This is a genomic window from Spirosoma koreense, assembly GCF_054777875.1.
Genome location: NZ_BAAHAC010000022.1, coordinates 2202391 through 2225852, shown reverse-complemented (window position 1 = coordinate 2225852; position 23462 = coordinate 2202391). Strand labels below are relative to the sequence as shown.

The 23462-nt window shown below is 52.6% G+C and carries 18 protein-coding genes; 8 read left to right on the top strand and 10 right to left on the bottom strand.

Annotated features, from left to right (window positions below; translation table 11 throughout):
- Positions 1-83 precede the first annotated feature (83 nt).
- Entirely contained in the window at positions 84-1214 is a 1131-nt protein-coding gene (locus ACYVC2_RS22735; RefSeq protein ID WP_461106043.1) for a glycoside hydrolase family 130 protein, read from the top strand.
- Between the two features lie 41 nt (positions 1215-1255).
- The gene (locus ACYVC2_RS22730) at positions 1256-2497 is read left to right on the top strand and encodes an MFS transporter (protein ID WP_461106041.1); all 1242 of its coding nucleotides are present in this window, start codon (positions 1256-1258) and stop codon (positions 2495-2497) included.
- A 50-nt stretch (positions 2498-2547) separates the two neighbouring features.
- On the opposite strand, the gene ACYVC2_RS22725 is transcribed toward ACYVC2_RS22730, so the two are convergent.
- From ACYVC2_RS22725 to ACYVC2_RS22710, 4 genes are all read right to left on the bottom strand, one after another.
- Positions 2548-4665, bottom strand: coding sequence for a ComEC/Rec2 family competence protein (locus ACYVC2_RS22725; protein WP_461106039.1), 2118 nt, complete (start codon positions 4663-4665; stop codon positions 2548-2550).
- The gene (locus tag ACYVC2_RS22720) at positions 4662-5114 is read right to left on the bottom strand and encodes a GNAT family N-acetyltransferase (RefSeq protein ID WP_461106037.1); all 453 of its coding nucleotides are present in this window, start codon (positions 5112-5114) and stop codon (positions 4662-4664) included. The genes ACYVC2_RS22725 and ACYVC2_RS22720 overlap by 4 nt, the downstream gene beginning before the upstream one ends.
- A 64-nt stretch (positions 5115-5178) precedes the next feature.
- Positions 5179-6531 (bottom strand): M43 family zinc metalloprotease, encoded by a 1353-nt coding sequence (locus ACYVC2_RS22715; protein WP_461106035.1) that lies wholly within the window; start codon positions 6529-6531, stop codon positions 5179-5181.
- Positions 6512-7477 carry a PhoH family protein gene (locus tag ACYVC2_RS22710; RefSeq protein ID WP_461106033.1) on the bottom strand — a complete coding sequence of 322 codons (966 nt, stop codon included), beginning with the start codon at positions 7475-7477 and terminating at the stop codon, positions 6512-6514. The genes ACYVC2_RS22715 and ACYVC2_RS22710 overlap by 20 nt, the downstream gene beginning before the upstream one ends.
- Positions 7478-7836: 359 nt before the next feature.
- Between ACYVC2_RS22710 and dnaB the strand changes: the two genes are divergently transcribed.
- Both dnaB and ACYVC2_RS22700 read left to right on the top strand, forming a co-directional pair.
- Positions 7837-9420, top strand: coding sequence for a replicative DNA helicase (gene dnaB / locus ACYVC2_RS22705; protein WP_461106031.1), 1584 nt, complete (start codon positions 7837-7839; stop codon positions 9418-9420).
- 99 nt (positions 9421-9519) lie between these two features.
- Positions 9520-10095, top strand: a complete 576-nt coding sequence (locus ACYVC2_RS22700; RefSeq protein WP_461106029.1) for a DUF2911 domain-containing protein — start codon at positions 9520-9522, stop codon at positions 10093-10095.
- A 192-nt stretch (positions 10096-10287) separates the two neighbouring features.
- Here the strand turns inward: ACYVC2_RS22700 and ACYVC2_RS22695 are convergent, their stop codons facing one another.
- The 5 genes from ACYVC2_RS22695 to ACYVC2_RS22675 form a co-directional block, all read right to left on the bottom strand.
- Entirely contained in the window at positions 10288-11088 is an 801-nt protein-coding gene (locus ACYVC2_RS22695) for an LOG family protein (protein WP_461106027.1), read from the bottom strand.
- A 205-nt stretch (positions 11089-11293) separates the two neighbouring features.
- Positions 11294-12505 (bottom strand): pyridoxal phosphate-dependent aminotransferase, encoded by a 1212-nt coding sequence (locus tag ACYVC2_RS22690; protein ID WP_461107220.1) that lies wholly within the window; start codon positions 12503-12505, stop codon positions 11294-11296.
- 276 nt (positions 12506-12781) lie between these two features.
- Positions 12782-13174, bottom strand: coding sequence for a hypothetical protein (locus ACYVC2_RS22685; protein ID WP_461106025.1), 393 nt, complete (start codon positions 13172-13174; stop codon positions 12782-12784).
- A gap of 206 nt (positions 13175-13380) precedes the next feature.
- A complete protein-coding gene (locus ACYVC2_RS22680) occupies positions 13381-14022 on the bottom strand; it encodes a DUF4291 domain-containing protein (RefSeq protein WP_461106023.1) in 642 nt (213 codons plus the stop codon).
- A gap of 124 nt (positions 14023-14146) precedes the next feature.
- Entirely contained in the window at positions 14147-14710 is a 564-nt protein-coding gene (locus ACYVC2_RS22675) for an NADAR family protein (RefSeq protein ID WP_461106021.1), read from the bottom strand.
- A gap of 355 nt (positions 14711-15065) precedes the next feature.
- On the opposite strand from ACYVC2_RS22675, the gene ACYVC2_RS22670 reads away from it, so the two are divergent.
- The 3 genes from ACYVC2_RS22670 to ACYVC2_RS22660 all read left to right on the top strand — a co-directional run bounded on the left by ACYVC2_RS22670 (position 15066) and on the right by ACYVC2_RS22660 (position 18770).
- Positions 15066-15851 (top strand): hypothetical protein, encoded by a 786-nt coding sequence (locus tag ACYVC2_RS22670; protein ID WP_461106019.1) that lies wholly within the window; start codon positions 15066-15068, stop codon positions 15849-15851.
- Positions 15852-15956: 105 nt separating this feature from the next.
- Entirely contained in the window at positions 15957-16568 is a 612-nt protein-coding gene (locus ACYVC2_RS22665; RefSeq protein ID WP_461106017.1) for a cysteine hydrolase family protein, read from the top strand.
- Between the two features lie 15 nt (positions 16569-16583).
- Complete coding sequence (locus ACYVC2_RS22660) at positions 16584-18770, top strand: alpha-galactosidase (protein WP_461106015.1); 2187 nt, start codon at positions 16584-16586, stop codon at positions 18768-18770.
- A gap of 59 nt (positions 18771-18829) precedes the next feature.
- On the opposite strand, the gene ACYVC2_RS22655 is transcribed toward ACYVC2_RS22660, so the two are convergent.
- Positions 18830-21586, bottom strand: a complete 2757-nt coding sequence (locus tag ACYVC2_RS22655; RefSeq protein ID WP_461106013.1) for a PQQ-dependent sugar dehydrogenase — start codon at positions 21584-21586, stop codon at positions 18830-18832.
- A 253-nt stretch (positions 21587-21839) separates the two neighbouring features.
- Here ACYVC2_RS22655 and ACYVC2_RS22650 point away from each other — a divergent pair, with 253 nt between their 5' ends.
- Positions 21840-23432: an aryl-sulfate sulfotransferase gene (locus ACYVC2_RS22650; protein ID WP_461106011.1), complete on the top strand. Its 1593-nt coding sequence runs from the start codon at positions 21840-21842 to the stop codon at positions 23430-23432.
- The last annotated feature ends 30 nt before the right edge of the window (positions 23433-23462 follow it).

Here is a 23462-nt window from a genome sequence, read left to right as displayed (position 1 = left end):
AGTCATTAGGTTGTCATTCATGTCCATTGGTAGCAAAAAATGACAATCACTGACAACCTAATGGCTAAAAATTATTTATCAATATGCCTTTCACCGTCGATCAGCTTATTTTTTCGCCCAACGATATCGATCTGCAATTCTCTCCGCTCCGGTCATCGATTCAGGCAGAGACCTACGTGCTGGGTGCGTTCAATCCGGGGCTGGCCCGCCTGCCCAACGGCAACCTGCTGATCATGATTCGGGTTGCCGAAGCGCTCAACCAATCTATTATCGGCGAACAGATCCACGCCATCCGCTGGGATGCGGAAGCGGGCTATCAGCTCGACGCGTATCCGCTCAATAGTGTCAATGCGGCCGATCCGCGCAAGTTTCAACTGCTGGGAAGTCCGTACAAAGTAATGGCGCTCACCTCGTTATCGTGGCTGCTGCCGGTGGAATTAACCGCCGATGGCACGAGCGTCGTACAGATTCATTACGACAAAATCATTGCGCCCCAGCGGTCGTATCAGGAGTACGGCGTCGAGGATGCCCGGATTACAAAAATCGAGGATACGTACTACATGACCACCTGCTCGGTTAGCTCCGAGCGCCATTCGACCACACTTTACACCTCGACCGACGGCCTGAATTACACCCTGCAGGGGATTATCCTCGACCACCAGAATAAAGACATGGTCTTTTTCGAAGGTAAAATCGACGGAAAGTTTTTTGCCCTCACCCGCCCCCTGGGTGATTTGTATTTTGCCTCCCGCCCAGGCAGTCCGTACTATGGAGGACCGGCTATCAACCTGGCACAGTCGCCCGACGGCCTGCATTGGAAACCCCATGACGAACCCTTCATCCGCGCCCGAAAAGGGTCGCCCTCGACCATGAAACTGGGGGGTGGCACCCAACCCATCCTGACCGATGACGGCTGGCTAATGCTTTACCACGGGGTCGAACTGCAGGGCATCGTGGGTATTTACCGTACATTCTGGGCGCTGCTCGACGCGCATGACCCCAGCCGCATCCTGCACCTGGAAGATACTCATCCTGTGCTCGAAGCGGCTACGGCCCTGACTGAACCCATCAAAGACCAATTGTATGTATCGGACGTGGTTTTTACGACCGGCCTGGTCGATGCGGGCGATCGTTACATCGTCGCTTCCGGCGAATCGGACCTGGCCTGCCGAATCACCCACATTCCGAAAACCGTTTTTGCCCGACGCGGATGATGCCCTTATCGTTCCGGGAATACACCCGTTTACTCAACGTAATGTTAAAAAAACATCCTTTATTCGTCATTTTTACCATCATTCTGATTGATATAATTATCGGCAATGGACTGGGGCCCTTAATTTCGGACTACGTCATCAATTTACCCGCCAAGCCGGTTCTGCTAACGGCCGGAACGGCGGTGATGCTTGGTGTTCAGCTGGCTTCTGCGCCCGCCATCGGCCAGTGGTCCGACCTGCGGGGTCGTCGGCCCGCAGCAATCGCCACCACCATTGCGTCGCTCCTCTCGACCCTCCTGCTGTTACCGGTTCAGACCTGGGGATATGTCGTCAATCGGTGTTTTAAAGGGGCGACCAATGGTCTGTATTCGGTGATGCGCTCGTCGGTAGCCGACCTGACCGAGAAAGATGAGCTGTTCAAATACTCGGGAATTCTGAGTTTTCTGGTTGGTTCGGGTCCTATCATCGGCCCAATGGGCGCAGGTTGGCTCATGCTGCTCGATGCCGAAGCCCGGCTGAGCCCCCTGCCAACGGTGGGCCTGTTTCTGGCATTAGGGGTGGTTAACATCGGCCTGGCTTTCCTGTTCAAAGAAACCAATCCGAAGCAAGAGCCCGTCGAGGTTAAAAAACTGGTTCAGAAAGCGGGCAACGCCCTGAAAGTAAAGTCACTGTGGAACCAGCTCTCCGAAGCCGACCAGCAGTTGCCGGGTGTGAAAGCGGTCTTTATTCTAAACCTGCTGGCTACGCTGGGAATGGGCTACTACTCGTTTTTCGTGGCTTTTCTGACCCAAAGCGAACTGATGATGACGCCCCGGGCAACGGCCCGGTTCTTTCTCTTTTTTGGCGCACTCGCCATCCTGGCGAATGTGCTTTTCTTTACTTACCTCGCGCACCGGGTCAACAAGCGAAAAGTGGTTTTGGCATTGGCGCTGCTCAGCGTTATCCTACAAGGGTTTTACGCTTTTTCGGAATCCTCGCAGACCTTGTTCTATATCGTCGCGGGGGTGGATGCACTCACCGTTTCCATCATGACCGGCCTGACGGGCAGTTTACTTACGATAATGATCAAAGAAGGCGGTGGTCAGGGCGAAATGTTTGGCAATATTCAGGCGCTGGGCGGGTTAACCAGTTTTGTAACGGCCCTGGTCAATAGCTTACTATCGGGCCTGGACCTGAAAGCTCCGTTTATTTTCTGCGCCCTTAGCATGATCGTTGTGACCGTCTGGACCATGCGATTATCCGATGATGCCCGAAAATACACCGACCGGAAATCAGCCAGTTGAGTCAAGTCAGCACCGGTGGCGATAAACCGACACAGACAAAGATCGCCGAATTAGTCCAGATCAGCTACATATGCACCCATTTGCCGCACAGAATAGCAGGTGATTCCGCGTCGGTGAGCCTGAACTAACAGCCGGTCTGTCAGCGGTGTTTTGTTCGAATCATCGAAAACGATATGCCGCGCGACAATCCGGCCGTCTAGCTGGTTCCAGTCGTTCAGAGCGTTCCGGCGGAGGATCAGGTAATCGACCACGGCGGGTAAGCGCCAGGCGCTTCTGCCAGTCAGCTTATTGACGAGCAGCAGGGTTTTACCGTGCCAGACCCATAACGCATAATCTTTGGTCCGGTAATAAGCCGGAAGCATCGGAGCATTGTTTTGGTTCGCGCGAACGGTGGTCAACGCCGATACGCCCCATTGCCCAAAGGTATTTTTTAGATAGAAATCGAACGATCGGGTATCCGCCGAATCGAGGTCGGTCAGCAATGTACTTCGGTGGCCTTCGGTAAGACTGATCGCCGTCCGGTGCGGCAGAAAATGAACAGCCAGCCGACGCTGGCGCGTCTGGCTGTAGTCGTTCCACAGACGACTCCCGGCCAGCACCAGCGCAGCCAGGCTAACGGCCCATACATACCGCCGATTGCGGGTTATCAGCAAGGCAACACCGCACAAAATAAGCCCGTAGATCAGGAAGGTCTGGCTGGCCGACAGCCACAGTCCATCCCAGGATGCGCCCGGCAGTTGCCCCGTCTGCATTACCGCGTAATTCATCAGCCAGGCCATTTTCTGCAAAAGCCAGCCAAGTGCAGCATTCAGGTAGGGAACCCAGCTAAAGGCCAGAGTCGCCAGCGCCAGCGGCAACAGCAGTTCCGACAGCACGATGACAATCGGATTAGCCAGGAGAAAATACGTGGGGAATTGATGAAAATAAAATACACCCAGTGGAAAGGTAATCAGTTGGGCGACCAGCGCTACGGCGGTCAGTTCCCAGAGCCGGTTCATCCATCGGGATGAAAACGTAAGGGACTGATACAAGGGCGCCTGCCACGCACCGATACCCGCCACGGCCAGGTACGACAACTGAAAACCTGCCGAAAATAACGCATACGGGTCGAAGCAGAGGATGAAAAAGGCGGAAGCGCCCAGCGTATTCATCAGTTGTTGCTGCCGCCCCAGTACGTTGGACAAAATCAGCAGGGTAAACATGCCCGCCGACCGGAGTACCGGTGGCGAGAAACCCGTCAACAGCGCGTAAAACCACAGAATGCTCAGTTGCAGAACCGCCATCAGAATTTTACCGTGGGGTCGTTTGATGAGAAAACTGAGCAGAAACGTCAGCACGGCAAACAAAATCCCTACGTGTAGCCCCGACACGGACAGAATGTGAATGGCGCCCGCTGCCGAATACGCCCGGTACAGGTCAGAATCGAGATCGTCCCGGACCCCCAGAATCATAGCGTTGACAATACCGAATTCGGCGCGGGTACCGATCTGACGAGTCAGCACCTCATCGGCCCAGCGGTTGACGGCTGCGGCCAGGCCCGTTATTCGGTTAGGGACATCAAGCCCCAGCACACGTCGCTGAAACGGGCGCAGGTACTGCTGGTGGTAGATAGTCCGATAGCTGAGGTAGCGTTTATAGTTGAACTCGCCGGGGTTCAGCGGGGGGTCGATCGGGCGGGGAGCTCCGGCTACCAGCCACACTTCGCCGTATCGGGGCATCGGCAGATTGGCTTTATCCAGGTATACGATCACGCGGCCGCTCAGCGGTTGCCATGCTTCGCCGGACCGTTTGCTTTTCCACCGGCCCCGGCGGATTTCCAGCTCTACGCGATAGGTCCTGGCCCGCGCTTCCGGCTGAGCCGCCACGACACCCTCGTAAGCCTGCAGCGTATCGGTCAGATGGATCAGGTGGTCGGGCCGGTTGCTGGCTGTTCGCTGCCAGGCGATACCCCACCCGAAGGCCACCAGGATCAATAACCCACCGATACCCGTTCCAACCTGAATGGGTTTAACGAGCCGGCGGGCGGGCCGAACAAAGCCGGCGATAAACAGGCCAGTCCCGACGAGCAGTGCACCTATCGGGAAGCTATACCACTCAGGCCCTTGCACGTATACGAGAATACCGACAATCAGTGCGGCTGCGTAGCGTACAAAAGGCGGGGCGTTCATTCCGTCACATACGCCGATCCCGGCAATACCATCTTATAGTGTTGAATACCGGCTTCTTCAAACATCGGACCGACGGCTACGAACCCAAAACCACTGTAGAGCGGCATGGCCGTCACCTGCGCATGGAGGTAGATGCGTTCGATGGGTTCGGGTTGCTGGCTGAACACATCGTCGAGCACAGCCCGGACCAGCGCCTTGCCCACACCCTGCCCCCGAAACTGGGGCAACACCGCAAACCGCTCTAATTTAACTCCGTTCGAGGTGCGTCGCCAGCGGGCGGTGCCACACGGTTTCCCATCAGCGTAGGCTAGAAAATGCGTACTGGTATCTTCATATTCATCATATTCTTCCCGGGCCGACACATGCTGTTCTTCGACAAAAACCTGCCGACGAATGACAAAGGCGATCTCAAGATCAGCGGGATTGGAAATCGGTAAAACGGTAATCATAGGATAAGGCGGGGTGCTACCCGCTTGTGTTTGAACTGGACAGGCGGGTAGCACCCCGCCTTACTTATTGAATCAGCAATCGTTTACTTACCACCTCGCTGTTGGTCCTGACCCGGACTACGTACATACCCGCCATCAGGCCCACCACCGATAAGGGAACCCGGACGCTGGGCGATTCGGCGTAGGTCAGGGTCCGTAGCTGGCGGCCGGCAGCATCGAACAAATCGACGCTGAACGACTGACTCCCCTTCAGTTGCACGTCGATGGATGGATTCGTCGTGGTCGGATTCGGGTATACGGCAATAGTCAGCCGCTCGGTCTCCGTCAGGGTGGTATTCGCTCCCTGGAGCAATTTGGCCCGGCGTGGACTCAGTTGCAGTACAGCGCGCATTCGGGCCACCTGTCCGGCGGTAAACAGATTCATGCAGGCATCGGGCGAATAATCCATGTAGTCCTCGATCAGGTCGCGCGTTTGGACGCCGTTGACACAGGTCGAATAAGTTTGTCGGCACTGGGTCGTCTGGTTAGCGGCTTTCGTCGGGGGCGTGTCGGCCACGTAATCTTCAGCACACCCGTCGCCGTCGCCCCAGGTATGGATTAGCCCCAGCCAATGCCCGATTTCGTGGGTAGCCGTACGCCCCAGCGCATAGGTCGTGTTGGTTACCGTGCCGACTTGTCGGCCGAAATACCGGTAATCGATGATGGAGCCATCGGTTCGTTCGTTCGACACAGAAGGTAAGCCTCTCAGCGTGTCGGCTGCGGTCGGAAACTGAGTATAGCCCAGGTACTGATCGACCTTCGTTACCCAGATGTTGAGATACTGATCACTGGGCCAGTAGGCAATATTCGATAGCAGCACATCGTCCGAGAAAACATCGAACGACGTTTTTTGCGCGTAATAATGCCGGGTAATCCCCGTAGTCGGCAGGCCGTTGGGGTCAGTGGTGGCCAGGTAAAATTCAATGCGGGCATCGGCACCGATCGGGCTGGTGTTGTACCCGTTGGTACCGCTCTTCCGGCGGTAGTCTTCGTTCAGCACCTGAATCTGCGAGAGAATCTGCTCGTCGGAAATGTTTACGTTGTTGGTTCCGCCGACGGTATTAGACGCGTTGCTGTGGACAACGTGCACCACCACCGGAATCCGGTAGACCGTTCCATCATCCTGAACCCGCAGCGACCCGGCGTCGGTCTGCGCCTGTAAGATCCGGCGATTGAGTTCATTGATCTGCTGGAGCCGGTCGGGGTTTCGCTGCTGCAGGACCCGCTCGTGTTCGACCGTGGCACACCGCTGAAGGGCGGGCTCGCTGAGCGACTGGGCGCTTGCCAGTGAGGATAATAAACAAAAAAACGAACCGGCCAGCCCATACTGGCCGATTCGTTTAGTACGCTTCAGAGTATCACTGACCAGCTTTGTCATAGGCTGTAATAATTTCACGAACGAGTCGGTGGCGAACCACATCGCGACCATCGAGTTCAACGAACGCAATGCCCTTGATGTTTTTTAGAATTTCCACCGATTCCACCAACCCCGATTTTTGTCGGTTCGGTAAGTCAATCTGCGACCGGTCGCCGGTGATGATGGCTTTCGAAGTCGGCCCCATCCGGGTCAGAAACATCTTCATCTGCATCGTAGTCGTATTCTGCGCTTCATCGAGCAGGATAAACGCGTTGTTCAGCGTCCGACCGCGCATATACGCCAGCGGGGCAATTTCGATAATCCGGTTTTCCGTATAAAATTTCAGCTTTTCAGCCGGAATCATATCATCCAGAGCGTCATAAATCGGCCGGAGGTACGGATCGATTTTTTCCTTCAGATCGCCCGGCAGAAAACCAAGATTTTCGCCTGCTTCGACGGCGGGGCGGGTAATGATGATCTTCTTTACTTCTTTGTTCTTCAGGGCCCGTACGGCAATAGCCACCGCCGTATAGGTTTTACCCGTTCCGGCTGGCCCAACGGCAAAGACGAGGTCGTGTTTTTCGGCGGCTTCGACCAGTCGTTTCTGATTGTCGGTTTTCGCCCGCACGACCACCCCCCGGGTGCCATACACCAGCACTTCGTCATCGTCGGGCAGCACGGGCGGATTCATCGTGGTTCCGCTGGTAGGCTGACCGCTGTGGCTAATGTAATTCTGGACATTGTCGTGCGTGATTTTGCCGTAGCGCTGGTAATGCTCCAGCAAGGAATCCAGAATTTCGCTGATGCGGCTGATTTCCGGTGTAGTCCCTTTAATCCGGATTTCGTTGCCACGTGAAATAATTTTGCTCATCGGAAAGGCCGCAGCCACTTCCTTAATGGTGTTATTTTCTACGCCCAGAAAGTCGATGAGCGAGACATTGTCGAGGGTGATGACTTTTTCGACCAAATGCTAAAAAGGATTAAAGTGTGATTCCGAAAAGTAAGGCATTTCTTTACTCCTACAACGCATTTTGTCGAAAATTTATTCATTTTTATCCGTTTCCTAAGTTTTCCTGAATATTAGTATTAAGCGGGCATTTTGTAGGAATAAATCCCTATCTTGCTCAGGTACAGTGCCTGATTGTTGCCATCGTCTGTACGCAATTGCCTCCCCTCAACGTTGCGAAAAAAAGCGAAATTTTTTTTTGGTCAGATAGCGTCAACATTACCAGAATGTTACGGATATGCTGGGCTTCGATTAGGCTATACGTTTGGTCGTCCGGATTTGCCTTGTGGGGCCTTGATTGCGTAAACTTGCAGTAAGACATGGAGAATAACGCACGCCCAAATCAACACCTTCGTAAACCGTCCGGTTTTGCCGGAGGCCGCCAGCAGGCTGGAAATCACTGGCTCGATACGGGTCTTGGCAAACTGCCTCCGCAAGCCCTTGATCTGGAAGAAGCAGTGCTGGGTGCGCTGATGATCGAAAAGGACGCCCTCTCGCTGGTTGTCGATATTCTGAAGCCTGAAACGTTTTATAAAGAAGCGCACCAGCGGATCTACAATGCGATTCTGACGCTCTTCGGCAACTCCGACCCCATTGATCTGCTGACCGTTACGCAGCAACTGCGCAAAACCGGCGAAATCGAACTGGTGGGTGGCGGTGGCTTCGTGTCGGAACTGACCTTCCGGGTCAACTCCGCGGCCAACATCGAGTATCACGCCCGGATCGTGTCGGAGCAGGCACTCAAGCGGGCGCTCATTGCCATGTCGTCCACGATTCTGCGCGACGCCTACGAAGACACCACCGACGTCTTCGAACTGCTGGACCGGACCGAACAATCGCTCTTCAAGATTTCGGAATCGAACATCAAGAAGAACTACGCCGACATGAGTACCATCGTCCGGATGGCCCTCAACGAACTCGAAACGAAGAAAAATCAGGAAGGACTCACCGGTGTGCCGTCGGGCTTCACCAACCTCGACCGGGTTACGTCGGGCTGGCAGCCCACCGAATTGATCATTTTAGCGGCCAGGCCAGCCATGGGAAAAACTGCGTTTGTAGTTAGCGCCCTCCGCAATGCGGCTGTCGATCATGGTAAACCGGTGGCGATTTTCTCGCTGGAGATGTCGTCGGTGCAGTTGGTCAACCGTCTGATTTCGGCCGAAGCGGAGATCGATTCCGAAAAAATCCGGAAAGGCACGCTGGCCCCGCACGAGTGGACGCAGTTGCACCACAAGATTCAGCGACTGACTGAAGCACCCATTTTTATCGACGATACCCCTGCCCTTTCTATCCTGGAACTACGGGCCAAATGCCGACGCCTGAAAGCCCAGCACGACATTCAGATGGTCGTGATCGATTACCTCCAGTTGATGTCGGGCGACACGTCGGGGCGCGGGGGCGGCAACCGCGAACAAGAAATCGCGTCGATCTCGCGGGCTTTAAAGAACCTGGCCAAGGAACTGAACGTACCGGTCATTGCGCTCTCGCAGTTGAGCCGGGCCGTCGAAACACGGGGTGGCGATAAGAAGCCCCAACTGTCTGACCTTCGGGAATCGGGATCTATCGAGCAGGACGCCGACATGGTGTGTTTCCTATACCGGCCTGAGTACTATAACATTACGCAGGACGAAAACGGCAATTCGACCGCGGGGATCGGTGAGGTGATCATTGCCAAAAACCGAAGTGGCTCGCTCGATACCATCCAGCTCCGGTTCATCAATAAGTTCACGAAGTTCTGCGATCTCGACTCGTATTTCGAACCTGTGCAGGCTCAGGGCTTTGCCCCGGATGTGAACGGCCTCAGCAGTTTCGACGCACCGCCGATCGGGAACGTCTTCAAGAGCAAGGCGAATGACCGCTCGAACTTTGGTAATGCCGATCCCAGCCAGGAAACTCCTTTCTAGGATTGTCTAACCCGGACTTATTGAACGAATGTTGAATCTAATTTCCCCCGATAACCGGGTGATAAAGTAACTCGTATTAACCTTTCACGCTTTAATCCTATGCGAATTTTTAGCCTGCTCGTCTGCCTGTTTATCTGCTTTACACTTACTGCCAAAGCCCAGAAATTAAGAGGGCTTGACAAAAGCCCGATGGACATGGCCTATTATCCAGACGACTTTGCCCACGACCGCAAATTTGCTCCGGCAAAAGTGGGCGACAAAGGATATGTTCGGGTTACCTATAGCCGACCGGCCAAAAATGGCCGGGAAGTCTTCGGCAAGCTGCTCCCTTACGGAAAAGTGTGGCGGGTTGGCGCTAATGAAGCCACAGAAATCAAATTTTTGACCGATGCGACTGTGCAGGGCAAGAAAGTCAAGGCGGGGGTGTACTCACTCTACGCCATTCCAACCGAAACCGAATGGACGATCATCCTGAACACCGACCTGGACCAGTGGGGTGCTTACAGTTACGATCAGAAACTGGATGTATTACGGGTGACGGCTCCGGTCAAAAAGACTGACGAGCCCGTTGAAAACCTCACGATCCAATTCCGGAAAGCGGGCGACAACGTGAAAGAATCGATTATGATGATCGCCTGGGACAATACCCTGGTTGAAGTACCGGTATCGTTTTAACCGTAACGCGGCTGGCAGGCTGTAGTATTTTCAGTAACCGTCTAAAATTCTGCTTTCCAGGCTTTTCTTGTCATTCCGACGAAGGAGGAATCTTAAAGCTGCCGACTCTGATGTATGGGTATTTTAAGATTCCTCCTTCGTCGGAATGACAAAATCTACTCGATTTTGCCTTCTTTGGGCTGTAAATAGCCGCTAGAAGTTGGGCTTCAGCAGATACTTGTTATAAAACTCATCGATCACCTGGACGGCTTCGGTGGGTGTATCGACAATGCTGATCAGCTTCATGTCCTCAGGATTGATGTTGTGGTGTTCGCCAAGCATGACCTCGGTGATCCAGTCGATCAATCCCTGCCAGAACGACCGGCCGACCAGGACAATCGGGAAACGCGCAATTTTGCGGGTTTGAATCAGGGTCAGGGCTTCGAACAGCTCGTCCATCGTACCCATACCGCCGGGCATGACAATGAAGCCCTGGGCATATTTGACGAACATCACCTTTCGCACGAAAAAGAAGTCGAAGTTGATGCTTTTGTCCGGATCGATGTAGATGTTGCTGTGCTGTTCAAACGGTAGTTTGATGTTCAGGCCAACCGATTTCCCTCCCTGCTCGAAGGCGCCTTTGTTACCGGCTTCCATAATGCCCGGCCCCCCACCGGTGATGACCCCATAGCCATGTCGTACCAGCTTGGCCGCAATCTCTTCGGTCATCTTGTAATACTCACTGTCGGGTTTGGTACGGGCCGAACCAAAAATCGAGACGCAGGGGCCTATTTTGGCTAATTTATCGAAGCCTTCCACAAACTCGGCCATCACTTTGAAGATGACCCACGAATCGGCGGTTTTGATTTCGTTCCAGTCGTGGTCCTGAAAAGCTTCCTTGATGCGTTGTTCGTCGGGGGTTAGGAGTAACTCGTCGCGCTTGGGTAAATCGTGGGCAATGCGTTCGGTGCTCTGCGTTTCAGAGCGGTGAACATTCTCTTTCGTTTCTTCCATGTACGTACTAAAAAAGGAAGTGGGCGCGATACGTACTCACTCCGCTGCTTTAAAACCGCCCCCAATATGACCAAAAATTACGTTTTCAGGTAAACGAAAGCGCTTTTTTTGTGGGGCGGAACAGTATAACGAATCGTAGAGAAAAAACGTTTCGGCCGGTCAGATTAAGTTTTCGACCGGTCTACCCAGGGCGAACAGGCGTCGTTCAGCGTCGGCGACTTTCCAGAAATCCTTCGATGCGGTCCATAGCCACGTTTAGCTCATCAACGGTGGGCAGACAGACAATCCGGAAGTGGTCGTCGTGGATATAGTTGAAGCCATTGCCCGACACCACCAGCACTTTCTGTTCGGTCAGCAGGTTCAGCACAAAGTCGTCGTCGTTGGCCAGTCGGAACCGGCTCAGGTCGATTTTAGGGAAGATATACAGCGATCCTTTGGGTTTCACGCAGGTAACTCCCGGAATGGCAATCATGCGCTCATAGGCCAGCATCATCTGCTTGTATAACCGGCCCGTCGGCATTACTAAGTCATTGATACTCTGGTAACCGCCCAGGGCCGTTTGAATGGCGTACTGCGTAGGTACGTTGGCGCACAGGCGCATACTGGCCAGCAAGGTCAGCCCTTCGATGTACGATTTGGCCCGTTGCCGCGCGCCACTCAGAATCATCCAGCCACCCCGAAAGCCAGCCGCCCGGTAGTTTTTCGACAACCCGCCCATGGTGATGCAGAGCGTGTCATTAATCATTTTCGAAATAGGGTAATGAACCGCTCCGTCGTACAGAATCCGGTCGTAAATCTCGTCGGAGAAGACAATGAGTTTATGTCGTTCGGCCACCCGGGCAATGCCTTCCAGCACGGCTTTATCGTAAACCGCACCGGTGGGGTTGTTGGGATTGATGACGACGATGGCCCGGGTTCGAGGGGTAATTTTTCGTTCCAGGTCATCCAGGGCGGGGTTCCAGTCGGAAGCTTCGTCGCAGACGTAATGGACGGGCTTTCCTCCGCAGAACGCCACCGAAGCCGTCCAGAGCGGATAATCGGGCGAGGGTACCAGCACTTCGTCGCCTTCGTTGAGCAGCGCCTGCATCGAGAGCATGATCAGTTCGCTGACGCCGTTGCCAATGTAAATATCGTTGATCGTAATGCCGGGAAGGCCGATGTTCTGAGTATGGTGCATCACCGCTTTGCGGGCCGCAAATAACCCCCGCGAATCGGAATAACCCTGCGCGTTGCGGATATTCAGAATGATGTCGTGGACAATCTCGTCGGGTGCGTCGAAGCCAAACGTAGCCGGATTGCCAATATTCAGACTGATAATTTTATATCCCTGACTTTCCAGTTCCAGGGACTTTTCATAAATCGGCCCCCGAATATCGTACTTGAGATGCGTAAGGCGGTCACTCTTAAGGATTTCCATTCCGGGCACTTCAGCGGCTTCTACGTCTGCGTAATCTACTTCCATCCGGCAAAAGTACAGAAAGTAAATCAACTTCGCTGCCTTATTGGCAAACGGAACAAGTCTGTTTTCGACAGGATTTACAGGATTGCCATACTCTTTGTACAGTACAAATCCCGTCCATCTTGCTAACCCTGTCGAAAACAAACTTGTCTTATACTACAAATTATCCGAATTGAGCAGGAGCTGTATGACTATCGTGTGGTCGGATTAGTTGGGGCCTGGCGGTAGCGTTTTTTAGGCGACGGCAATCCGCTCCTGTCGTAAGAGCATGCCCGCCCAGCCAGCAATGATAACCGACATGACCACTTGCACCCAGCCCAGAGCGGTTTCCACTCCGTTCATAATAGCCACAATGTGAATAAGGAGGAAGCCCAGGTTTACTACCAGCAGCAGCAATAGCATGGCTTTGTGCCCGAGTGTGGGGCCGTCAGTCCGGACGTACCAACACGCGGCCCCAATAGCAATGAGTGTTACACCCCAACCCTGTGCCAGAAACGTAGCACCTTCATTGATCCAGGAAGGATTTGCCAGGTACTGATCTCCCATGAAATCAGGGGCAAAAACAAGTGCCAATCCGAATACAGAGCTGATGACAGCTACGGTCGAGAATAGATTTTTAGCATTCATGGTATAAAAGAGTTTAGGAGTTGCATGGGTTAAATCATTGCACAAGCGTCACACAGTATTTACTTTGCCATATTGCGCTCAACACCAGTACGGATTGATGACAATTGGAGTATAATCGTACGTTCCGGCTTTACATCCCGACTTGCTTTGTTACTTTCCAGCTATTCCCCTTCGCTCTTAGCAGCTCCGCTAAATTGTACGCTGAACTAATCACCGAGTTTCAGCTTAGGGACTAAATCCAGACTTGAAATTGGTATTACAGCTTCTTTTATGACCGTCAATTTTTCCAGCTCACCTTTTTCAACTAGGCGCCCTTGCTCGATGACGAATTCTGTAATATCCTCAATAGAAACAACCCAATCTGTAGCAAATAATTTCAACGTATCCCCTTTCAACCCTAACTGAATCGCTCGCCTTTCTAACTTGTTCCCCGTCGGACTGTGGTCAGGATCCCATTGTAATCTAACTTCGGAAGCCGCTAACCTATTTTCCCAATCCGCTTTACTCGAATAAACAGCTGGCTGAAACGACGAGTAGACAGCTTGTTGCAGTAACTTCTCAAAATTTCCTAAGCTGATTTCAATGGCTAGAATTTTTTCCTGATTTTCCTTTTTAGCCCAGCCCGCCCGGTACATCATCCAGAGGAAGTTAGGTTTTATCCATGACATTCGTGCGAACGAGTAGGCAGGACCGCCAAACTGTTGTTTATCCAAAGCATAGTCAGCAATCTGTCGATTAAAGGCCTGATAAACAATAAGATTTCCTGCCCGAATTTGCCCTAAAATATGCTGATCAGATTGTGGTAAACCAATTTCATAGTTTACATAAGGAATTGTAGTTAAAGTCATTTATTATGAAAGTAATGGTATTCAGTACTAGTAGTCGGTGGAATAAGCATTTACACTATTCGCGGCACACAAGCTTCTAATGATTGTCTGGACTCAGATTTAACAGCGATAGGGCACTGCTATTTTATCGCATTACATCTTCCTTTTTAAGCTTATCTCTCACTTCCATCAAGGCAAAACCAAGCAAATTCAAGCCCTGCCATTGTTTTGGATTCTCGATCTTGTCACTGTCAGTTGCCAGACCAATTCCCCAAACCTTGTCTACCGGACTGGCTTCTACCAATATCCTGTCTTTGGTCGTAAGCATAAATTCGTTCAGCTCGGGATGTTGTGTAAATTTCTGTAAACTTCCCTGAACAACTATTTCGAATCGTTTGACATTCCAAACTGCTTCATCGAATTGCCTTACTTTCCGACCAAGATTTTTCGCTTCGGCCGGCGACTTGGCAACAATGATTTGGTCAAAAATTTCTTTGTCACCAAATAACTGCGCCTTTTGAGCCATCATCCAATGCTCAGCTGTATTATATTTGATAGTATCAACTTCAAATGGCGATGGCCACCACTGGCTGAAACAGGAGGCTGTCAATGCACCACTTTTACTTTTTTGATGTCCCCAAAAAAACAAGTATTTTAACCGCTGCCTCTGGTCAGATTTTTCAATCAGCCACTCTAAACTGTATGCCATTTTAATTCTTTTCCGACTGCGAAAATTTCGCTAATCATTTTTGAGATTAGAAATACGCCTTATCTCCTTTCGGCTATCCCTACCCCGTCCTAATTAACAACTTCAACATCGTCTCCGTACGAAATCAACACGATTGCATCAATATCTCCAAATCATGTTCGTAAGCGGTAGATAAATCGCGCGGCTCCAATCCACTAAAGCCTCTACTTTTATGGGAAGCTGCCTGCCGGTATTGCCAGACGAGAGTAGTCAACCCCGGAACAGTACTTTATCGATTCAGCCAGGATTTTGCAGGATTCACGATATTTGTGAACCGACCTTTTCGTTAGATTGCCCGCAAATTTAACCCTTCCCTATGACCCACGTCAACGTATCGCTAGCCAGGCTTTTTCTGGTCAGTTGCTTATCGCTGGTTTGCCACCTGCTGGCTGCACAGACCAAACCCAAAACCTACACATTTCTGATTTACCACAAACTGAATCCGGGCCTGACCATCCAGGATGCCCTGCCGGTAGAACGCGAATGGAAGAAAATTAACCAGGCAGCCGTCGATGAGGGCGTGCTCGAAGGCTGGTACATGACCGTCAAGCAGTATACCTCGAACCCCAACCAGACCGAGTACGACTACGTGACGAAAATCGTTTCGAAAGAAATGGCCATCAGGGGTGCTTCGCCCGCGGCCATGACCCGACTTTATGGCGACAGCGTGAAGATTAAAATGGCCGATCTGCAACGACGCGACCGGGCAACGGCACCCGTCGTTCGTATGGAAATCTGGGAAAATACAGACGCCACGTTTTCGCCTGCCTTTGCCCCCGACGGGTCGCAGCTGATGGTCATCGACCGGCTCCGGCGGCTAAAGCCAGGAACGGCGTATGCAGGACCAGCGAGTCAGCTCCAGCGGCTGAGCGAAGAGCGGATCAAGAAAGGCACACTGCTCGGCTGGGATCTGTCGGCGCTGGTGATTCCCAACGGCAGCGAGAAAGGATTTGACCTGAGCAGCACGCAGTATGTATCGGCCATGAGTGCGGTGGCAGACCCGGCTTACCAACAGTTTCGGGCTCAGTTGTTGCAGACGTTCGAGATTGTGCGGCAGGATGTATTTCGGTTTCAGGAGTATACCACCAGGTCCACTCACTAACAAATCGTTTATGTGTTCATTTATTAATGACTGGCCGTTAAGCACTTAGAATAATGACCGATCACCGACTTAAACTTAACCGGCCCATCGCAGGTATTTGCGTACATGGAAGAAAAAAATGACGACTTACACGGCAATGCCCCCGATTCATCGCCGGTCGCTTTGCTGATTATCGACATGATCAACGATCTGGAATTTCCGGGTGGGGATGAACTGGCGGAACATGCCCGCCGGATTGCCGAACACATTGTTCATCTGAAACGCCGGGCTCAGGCGCACCATATTCCCATCATTTACGTCAACGACAATTTTGGTCGCTGGCGATCCAATTTTAACGAAGTTGTCGAACATGTGCTTCATGATGGCGTTTTAGGGCAGTTTTTAGCTGAAATTCTGCGTCCGGAACCCAATGATTATTTTGTGCTGAAACCGAAAAATTCGGCCTTCTTTGCCACCACCCTGGATGCACTTCTAAACTATCTGCATACCAAACGTCTGATTCTGACGGGGGTCAGTACGGATTCGTGCGTGCTGTTTACCGCCAACGACGCTTACATGCGCGATCTGAAAATCATTGTGCCTGCCGATTGTGTTGCCTCCATCGATCCAGCCCACACGACCGATGCGCTGGCGTATATGAAGCGCGTACTAAACGCCGACACCTCGCCCTCGCCCCGGCTCGACCTGGCCGCGCTTAGTCATGACGTATCGCCTTAACCTAACCCTGTCCGTATGAAGTTACTGTATTTGTGCTTTTTTCTTTTTCTGAATATGACGCTTCGGGCCGCACCCGGCGACACCCACATCGTAATTGAAACCCAGCAGACCGCACTGGTGATCCGGGTCAATAAAGAGCAAATCCCGACGATCGTACACCTGGGTCCAAAACTTCGCAATCGGGCCGAATACAGCGCTATTCCGGAAAACGGCAAACGGGGCGAAGATTATACGGGTATTTATAACTCGGCTTATACGCCGGCCGGTAGCCGCAACCTGCTGGAGCCCGCCATTCAGGTGACCCATGCCGATGGCAACCCCTCGCTCGATCTTCACTACGTCCGGCACGAAACCCAACCGGCTGGCGAAGGATCAGTGCTGACAAAAGTGTACCTGAAAGACCCGCAGTATCCGTTCGAGGTAACGCTCTATTACAAAGCCTACCCAAATGAAGACGTCATCGAACAGTGGTCTACGATCCGACATACGGAAAAGAAGCCGGTTACCCTGCATAAATACGCGTCGGCGAACCTTTACATTCCGGCTCAAAACTATTACCTGACGCATTTTCACGGCGACTGGGCCAACGAAATGAAGCCGTCGGAGGAGTTGCTGGCGGAAGGCATAAAAGTGCTGGATTCGAAGCTGGGTACGCGCGCCGATCTGTTTCAACCACCGTCGTTTCTGGTGTCGCTCAACCAACCCGCCGACGAAGATCGGGGTGAAGTACTGGCCGGTACGCTGGCCTGGTCGGGCAATTATCAGCTGGCGTTTGAAGTCGATCCGCTGCATAACCTGCGGATTCTGCCGGGCATCAATCCATACGCGTCGGCCTATAGCTTAGCCGCCGGACAGGAATTCACGACGCCCGCTTTTCTCTTTACGTATTCGCGCCAGGGCACGGGTGGGGCCAGCCGGAGCCTGCACCGCTGGGCGCGCAAACACCGCATTCCGCAGGGGCAGGGTACTCGCCTGACGCTGCTGAATAACTGGGAAGCGACGTATTTCGACTTCAACGAGGAGAAGCTGTCAGCACTCATCAAAGACGGCAAAAAGCTGGGCATCGATCTGTTTCTGCTCGACGATGGCTGGTTCGGGAATAAATACCCCCGCAACAACGATCACACCTCGCTGGGCGACTGGCAGGAGAACACCAAAAAGTTGCCGCATGGCTTAGGCTATCTGGTCAAAGAAGCCGAAACCAGCGGGATCAAATTCGGGATCTGGCTCGAACCCGAGATGGTCAGCCCGAAGAGTGAACTGTACGAAAAACACCCCGACTGGGTGATCAAACTACCAAACCGGCAGGAGTATTATTTCCGGAACCAACTAGTGCTCGATCTGTCGAATCCGAAGGTGCAGGATTTCGTCTACGAGGTCGTGAACGGAATCATGACCAAAAACCCGACGCTGAGCTACATCAAGTGGGATTGCAACGCGGTAATTTACAATGCGTACTCGGCCACTAACCCGAACCAGTCGAACCTCTACGTCGATTATGTGCACGGGCTCTACAAGGTGCTGGAACGGCTGCGCGCCAAGTACCCGGCCCTGCCGATGATGCTGTGTTCGGGCGGGGGCGGCCGCGTCGATTATGGCGCGCTGAAATACTTTACCGAATACTGGCCCAGCGACAATACCGACGGGCTGGAGCGGGCTTTCATTCAGTGGAATTATTCGTATTTCTTCCCGGCCATCGCCACCTGCAATCACGTAACCGACTGGGGCAAACAGTCCCTCAAGTTCCGGACGGACGTAGCCATGTCGGGGAAGCTGGGCTACGACATCGTGGTCAGCAAACTCACCGAACCGGAGCTGCAGTTCAGTCAGCAGGCCCTGAAAGATTACGATCGGCTCAAACCCGTTATCTGGCAGGGGGACCAATACCGACTGGCTTCGCCCTACACCGGCGACGTAGCGTCGATGCTTTATGTCAGCGAAGCCCAGGACCGGGCCGTGTGGTTTACGTACCTGACCAGAAATCGCTACAAAGCAGGCAGTCAGGCACCCATCAAGCTGAAAGGGCTAAACCCGGATAAAACCTATAAGATCCAGGAACTGAACGTTTATCCGGGCACGCGCTCATCCATCAACGCCGATCCATCGGTGTATTCAGGAAACTACCTGATGACGATCGGGGTCAACCCACAAGTAGATTCCCGTCGGGAAAGTGTCGTGCTGGAAGTGACGGAAGCGAAGTAATGTATTGCAGCCTTTAGTCCGCCTGGGGACCTAACTAGCGGACTAAAGGCTGCGATACATTACTTTCCGCCGGCTTTGGCGCTTTCAGTTGTGGGGGCCTCTTTCCCCTGAAAATCCACCCATTCGAGCGAAAGCAGGTTTTTGCCATCGGGTTTTACGAACACGAAATACAGATCGTGTTTGCCACCCGGATTCTGAATCGGTGCACTTACGTCCGCGTATTTCCGGCCATCGCCCGTTGCGGTCGTATTTACCTTGCTGACCAGCGGCCCTGTCGGCGAATCCGTGTGTACCTCGATCATCGCGTCCTGGTCTTTAGATGCGTAATGGTACGTTAGCCGCTCGATGCCTTTCAGATCGATGGCTTTCAGCACAAAATACGATTGATCATTGATGTTGCTCAGGCGTCGGCCCTGTTTCGCCAGTTTGTAGACGGAGTCGGCCTCGGTAGCCGGCACTTTGGTCGAACGAAGAATCAGTGCGTCGCTTTTCGTCAACGCCAGTTTGGGCTGCGTACCACCTACGCTTCCTTTGTCCGTATACGAAGCGGTCAGAATGTACCGACTCGACTGGTCGTTGCCGAGGTGTTCTTTCAGCACCACGCTTCCCTGCTGCGGCAGTTGCGTGTTGGCAGGCTGCACACCCAGCGAAAAGATGTATTTCACCATTTCGGTCGTTTCCTCCCGCGATAGCTGCGGGTGCGCGCTCATGGCGTGTTCGCCCCAGGCTCCGTTGCCACCCGTGATGATCTTATTAGCCAGCTTTGCCGTAGCGGTTTTATCGTCCCGATACCGTTTGGCAATATCGGTAAACGACGGCCCCACCGACTTGGCAGCAACCTGGTGGCAGGCTTTGCAGTCGCTTCCCGCAATCAGCGACTTACCCAGGTTGAACGAGGCCGAGATCTGCTGGTGCCCCATCTGCTGCTCATTCCCGGCTACTTTCGGGATGTAAGTCAGACCCACTTTCAGGTTTTTCCTGTCGATCAGCTTGTCTTCTTTGTCGTTGACAGCTACGGCGTACCGGAGCGGCATCTGATTTGGGAAGAAGAACGTGCTGTTGTCCGGGGTCGAAACGGCAACCGTTGGCGTGGTGTTCCCCACTTTGATGGTCAGCGTATCCGTACTCGACTGGCCCGCCGGGTCAGTAACGGTCAGCAGGGCTTTGTAGATTCCGTTTTTGCGAAAGGTGTGCGTGGGTGAAGCGTCGGTCGATGCGACGGTGTTGCCCTCAAAGCGCCACTGGTACCGGAGCCGGTCTTTATCGTAATCATAGCTGGTGTTGGTAAAGGCCACTGTCAGTGGTGCCAGACCGATGGTATCTTTTGCTGTTATCTGAGCTACAGGCGCGCGGTTACCGGGGTTAAAATCGATCCGGACCAACCGGGCGTCTTCGTTGTCGATGCCGTACACCGAGCCGTATTCAAGCATGTAGATAGACCCCTCCGGCCCTATTTCCATATCGACGGGCCGCCGAAAATCACCGGTTTTGGGCATGAACTGCTCCATGGACTGGTAATTCTGCTGGTCGTCCATCCGTACGGCAAATACCCAGTTGCGCATCCAGTCGTACATAAACAGGGCTTTGTCGTAGTAAGCCGGAATTTTTGTTTTCGACTGGAGCGATGGATTGAAGTGATAGACCGGCCCGCCCATGGCGCAACGCCCACCCACCCCCAACTGCGGAAACTCGTCGGACTTGTTGTACGGATACCAGACCATCGCTTTGTTGGTCGGCGGCAATTGCTTCGCACCCGTATTGTTAGGCGAATTATTGACAGGTGCGGCCGGGTCGTAGAGTTCACCAACGGCTTTGGTCTCAAAATCGTAGCGATGATAGGGTTTACTGTCGCCCACGAAGAACGGCCAGCCGTAATTTCCCGCTTTTTTGGCCTGGTTGAACTCATCGTAGCCTCGCGGTCCCTGTGGTCCATCGACGCCAGAATCGGGCCCGATTTCACCCCAGTAGACAATCGACGTGGCCGGGTCGACCGAAATGCGGTATGGGTTCCGGCAACCCATCACGTAAATTTCGGGGCGAGTTCCGGCCGTTCCTTTCGGAAATAGATTCCCTTCGGGAATGGTATAGGACCCATCCGACTCGACGTGTATGCGCAGGATTTTTCCGCGCAGGTCATTGGGGTTACCCGCCGAGCGGGCCGCATCGAACGTCAGGCGATTCTGGCGCCAGTCGGTGGGCGAAAACCCACTCGACTCAAAGGGCACGGTATTGTCGCCGGTCGAGATGAACAGGTTGCCGTGGGTATCCCAGGCCATCGAACCGCCGGTATGCGCACTCACTTCCAGATCGATCGGAAACTCGATAATGGGTTTTTCACTGGCCAGATCCAGGGTGCTGTCGTCCTTTATTTTGAACCGGGCGATCCGCTGTCTGGTCTGCTCGTTATTCTGAATGGTATAGAAAAAATAGAGGTAGTGGTTCTGGCTGAAATTCGGGTCGATGGTCATACCCAGCAGCCCATTGAGGTATTTTTCGACGGCTTTTACCGGAAAATCATGCAGCAGCCGGGTCTTTTTCTGCACCGGGTCGTACATGTAAAACTTGCCGTGTCGCTCCACGAAAAATACCCGTCCATCGGGCGCAACGGCTAGTTCCATCGGCTCATTTAAGTCGTTGGAAAGTACCGTTTTGGTAAACCGGTTTTCTTCGGGCCGGTTGGTCGTATCGATCGATACGCCTGTTACCGGGGTGACCACGGGCTTGGTGTCTCGTCCAATCCAATCATTCCGTAAAGGAGCGATTATACCTACCAATGCACAACCCAGCGACAAATAAGAAAATAGAGAGGAGCCCATGAGGTTAGAGTTCGGGTAATGTAGCCTAAAGTTAAGCGCCTGTAAGCGTTTAAGCTACTTCCAGGTAAAAGTGAGGCAAGCGCCAACTCTAACCATTAGACCAATCCAAAGATGTTTTTCCAGGCAAAAAGTCCCGCCACAACGTGTAGCAACCACCAAAAAAAGTAACCATTAGAGAAGTTTAGTTTCTTTGATTTTTACTACAACACCTGCGCTTCTCTCCATGTCGCGCCCCACCCATCCTAACAGAACTATGAAAAAAGAATTATGCTTCCTGAGTTTTCTGGCTGTGTTTAGCAGTTGTAAAAACGCATCGGAAACCGACTCAGTACAACCGAAAGAATCTGTTTCCTTTACGATTTCATCCGATTCAGTCAACGTTAACCCATCTGGTTACGCCCCCCTATCGGCCCGGATAAACTTCTCGGCGCCCTTGTCTGGCAAAGCGTTTGTACGTGTCAGGGGAAAACACGGCAAGCTGACCAATGTCGAACATACATTTAATGACCAGGGCACCCACCATGCTCTAGCTGTTATCGGTCTGTATGCTGACTATGCCAATACCGTCGACATTCGAATTCTGGGCACTGGTGGAGATACGCTCGCCAAAAGTACGATTACCATACAGACGCCCCCCCTCCCTTCGGCCATATCCTTACCCGCATCGGTTGCAGCCGCTCCTTTCGATGAGACTAAAGTAGCTCCGGGACTGATCTTGGTCAGTAGTTTTAGCAACTTAGGCACCGATAACCCATCGACGCCGTATTTCGCAGATGCGTATGGGGATATTCGCTGGGTACTGGATTATCGCACCCATCCTCAGTTAAAAAAACTAAGCTATGATGACGGTATCAGTCGTTTGAGAAATGGAAATTTCTTTTTCGGGAACACGGATCCAGAAGCATCGGCGATCTACGAAATTGATTTATTAGGTAATGTAGTCAACAGCTGGAACGTAAGTGACAAAGGGTATTTGTTTCATCATGAAGTTTGCGAGAAGCCCAATGGAAATTTTCTACTGACAGCGACCAAACCGGGCAGCACTTATCTGGAAGGCGGGGCAACTATCGAGGATTTTGTCATCGAGATCGATCGGCAAAGCGGCAATGTCGTTACAGTCTGGGATCTGAAAGAATCCCTCGACGAGACCAGAACGGACCTAACCACACCAGATGGGATTCAGACCCCTAACGATTGGTTCCATGGCAATGCGGTTGAGTATGATTCCACCGACAATACCATCGTCGTGTCAGGGCGTTCACAAGGGGTAGTAAAACTGGACTACAACAACCAGGTCAAATGGATACTATCGGCCCATAAAGGCTGGATGAAAAATCGGCGGGGCCAAGATCTAACGCAGTTTCTACTTCAACCGCTCGACGCCAGCGGTAAACCCGTAACGGATGCGGCTGTCAGCGAGGGGACAGCCATCAGACCGGATTTCGAATGGAACTGGTACCAGCACAACATCACTCGTTTACCAAACGGAGAGTGGCTTCTGTTCGACAATGGAGCGGTGCGGGAGTTCAACCCTGCCGGTGGGAAATATAGTCGGCTGGTTTCGTATAAAATTGATCCTACCAAGATGACCGTCCAGCAGACATGGACTTATGGAAAAGAACGGGGCTTAGAAACGTTCTCGAGCATTGTCAGCAGTGTCCAGTTCTTGCCCCAAAGCAACCATATGGTATTTTGTCCTGGGTATCAGGTACAGAACACAAACGGGCAAGGAGGCAAAGTAGTAGAAATTGATATAGGGAGCAAACAGGTCGTCTCGGAACTAAGCATTTCATCGGCCAACCTATGGGGCTTCCACCGAGCTAAAAAGATGCCAGTTTATCCATAGCACCAGTCACTCGATTCCTGGTATAAACCC

Bases quoted from the DNA above. Each gene is read 5' to 3' on its own strand.
- ACYVC2_RS22735 (WP_461106043.1), top strand. From the start codon at position 84: ATGCCTTTCACCGTCGATCAGCTTATTTTTTCGCCCAACGATATCGAT.
- ACYVC2_RS22730 (WP_461106041.1), top strand. From the start codon at position 1,256: ATGTTAAAAAAACATCCTTTATTCGTCATTTTTACCATCATTCTGATT.
- ACYVC2_RS22725 (WP_461106039.1), bottom strand. From the start codon at position 4,665: ATGAACGCCCCGCCTTTTGTACGCTACGCAGCCGCACTGATTGTCGGT.
- ACYVC2_RS22720 (WP_461106037.1), bottom strand. From the start codon at position 5,114: ATGATTACCGTTTTACCGATTTCCAATCCCGCTGATCTTGAGATCGCC.
- ACYVC2_RS22715 (WP_461106035.1), bottom strand. From the start codon at position 6,531: ATGACAAAGCTGGTCAGTGATACTCTGAAGCGTACTAAACGAATCGGC.
- dnaB (WP_461106031.1), top strand. From the start codon at position 7,837: ATGGAGAATAACGCACGCCCAAATCAACACCTTCGTAAACCGTCCGGT.
- ACYVC2_RS22700 (WP_461106029.1), top strand. From the start codon at position 9,520: ATGCGAATTTTTAGCCTGCTCGTCTGCCTGTTTATCTGCTTTACACTT.
- ACYVC2_RS22695 (WP_461106027.1), bottom strand. From the start codon at position 11,088: ATGGAAGAAACGAAAGAGAATGTTCACCGCTCTGAAACGCAGAGCACC.
- ACYVC2_RS22690 (WP_461107220.1), bottom strand. From the start codon at position 12,505: ATGGAAATCCTTAAGAGTGACCGCCTTACGCATCTCAAGTACGATATT.
- ACYVC2_RS22685 (WP_461106025.1), bottom strand. From the start codon at position 13,174: ATGAATGCTAAAAATCTATTCTCGACCGTAGCTGTCATCAGCTCTGTA.
- ACYVC2_RS22680 (WP_461106023.1), bottom strand. From the start codon at position 14,022: ATGACTTTAACTACAATTCCTTATGTAAACTATGAAATTGGTTTACCA.
- ACYVC2_RS22675 (WP_461106021.1), bottom strand. From the start codon at position 14,710: ATGGCATACAGTTTAGAGTGGCTGATTGAAAAATCTGACCAGAGGCAG.
- ACYVC2_RS22670 (WP_461106019.1), top strand. From the start codon at position 15,066: ATGACCCACGTCAACGTATCGCTAGCCAGGCTTTTTCTGGTCAGTTGC.
- ACYVC2_RS22665 (WP_461106017.1), top strand. From the start codon at position 15,957: ATGGAAGAAAAAAATGACGACTTACACGGCAATGCCCCCGATTCATCG.
- ACYVC2_RS22660 (WP_461106015.1), top strand. From the start codon at position 16,584: ATGAAGTTACTGTATTTGTGCTTTTTTCTTTTTCTGAATATGACGCTT.
- ACYVC2_RS22655 (WP_461106013.1), bottom strand. From the start codon at position 21,586: ATGGGCTCCTCTCTATTTTCTTATTTGTCGCTGGGTTGTGCATTGGTA.
- ACYVC2_RS22650 (WP_461106011.1), top strand. From the start codon at position 21,840: ATGAAAAAAGAATTATGCTTCCTGAGTTTTCTGGCTGTGTTTAGCAGT.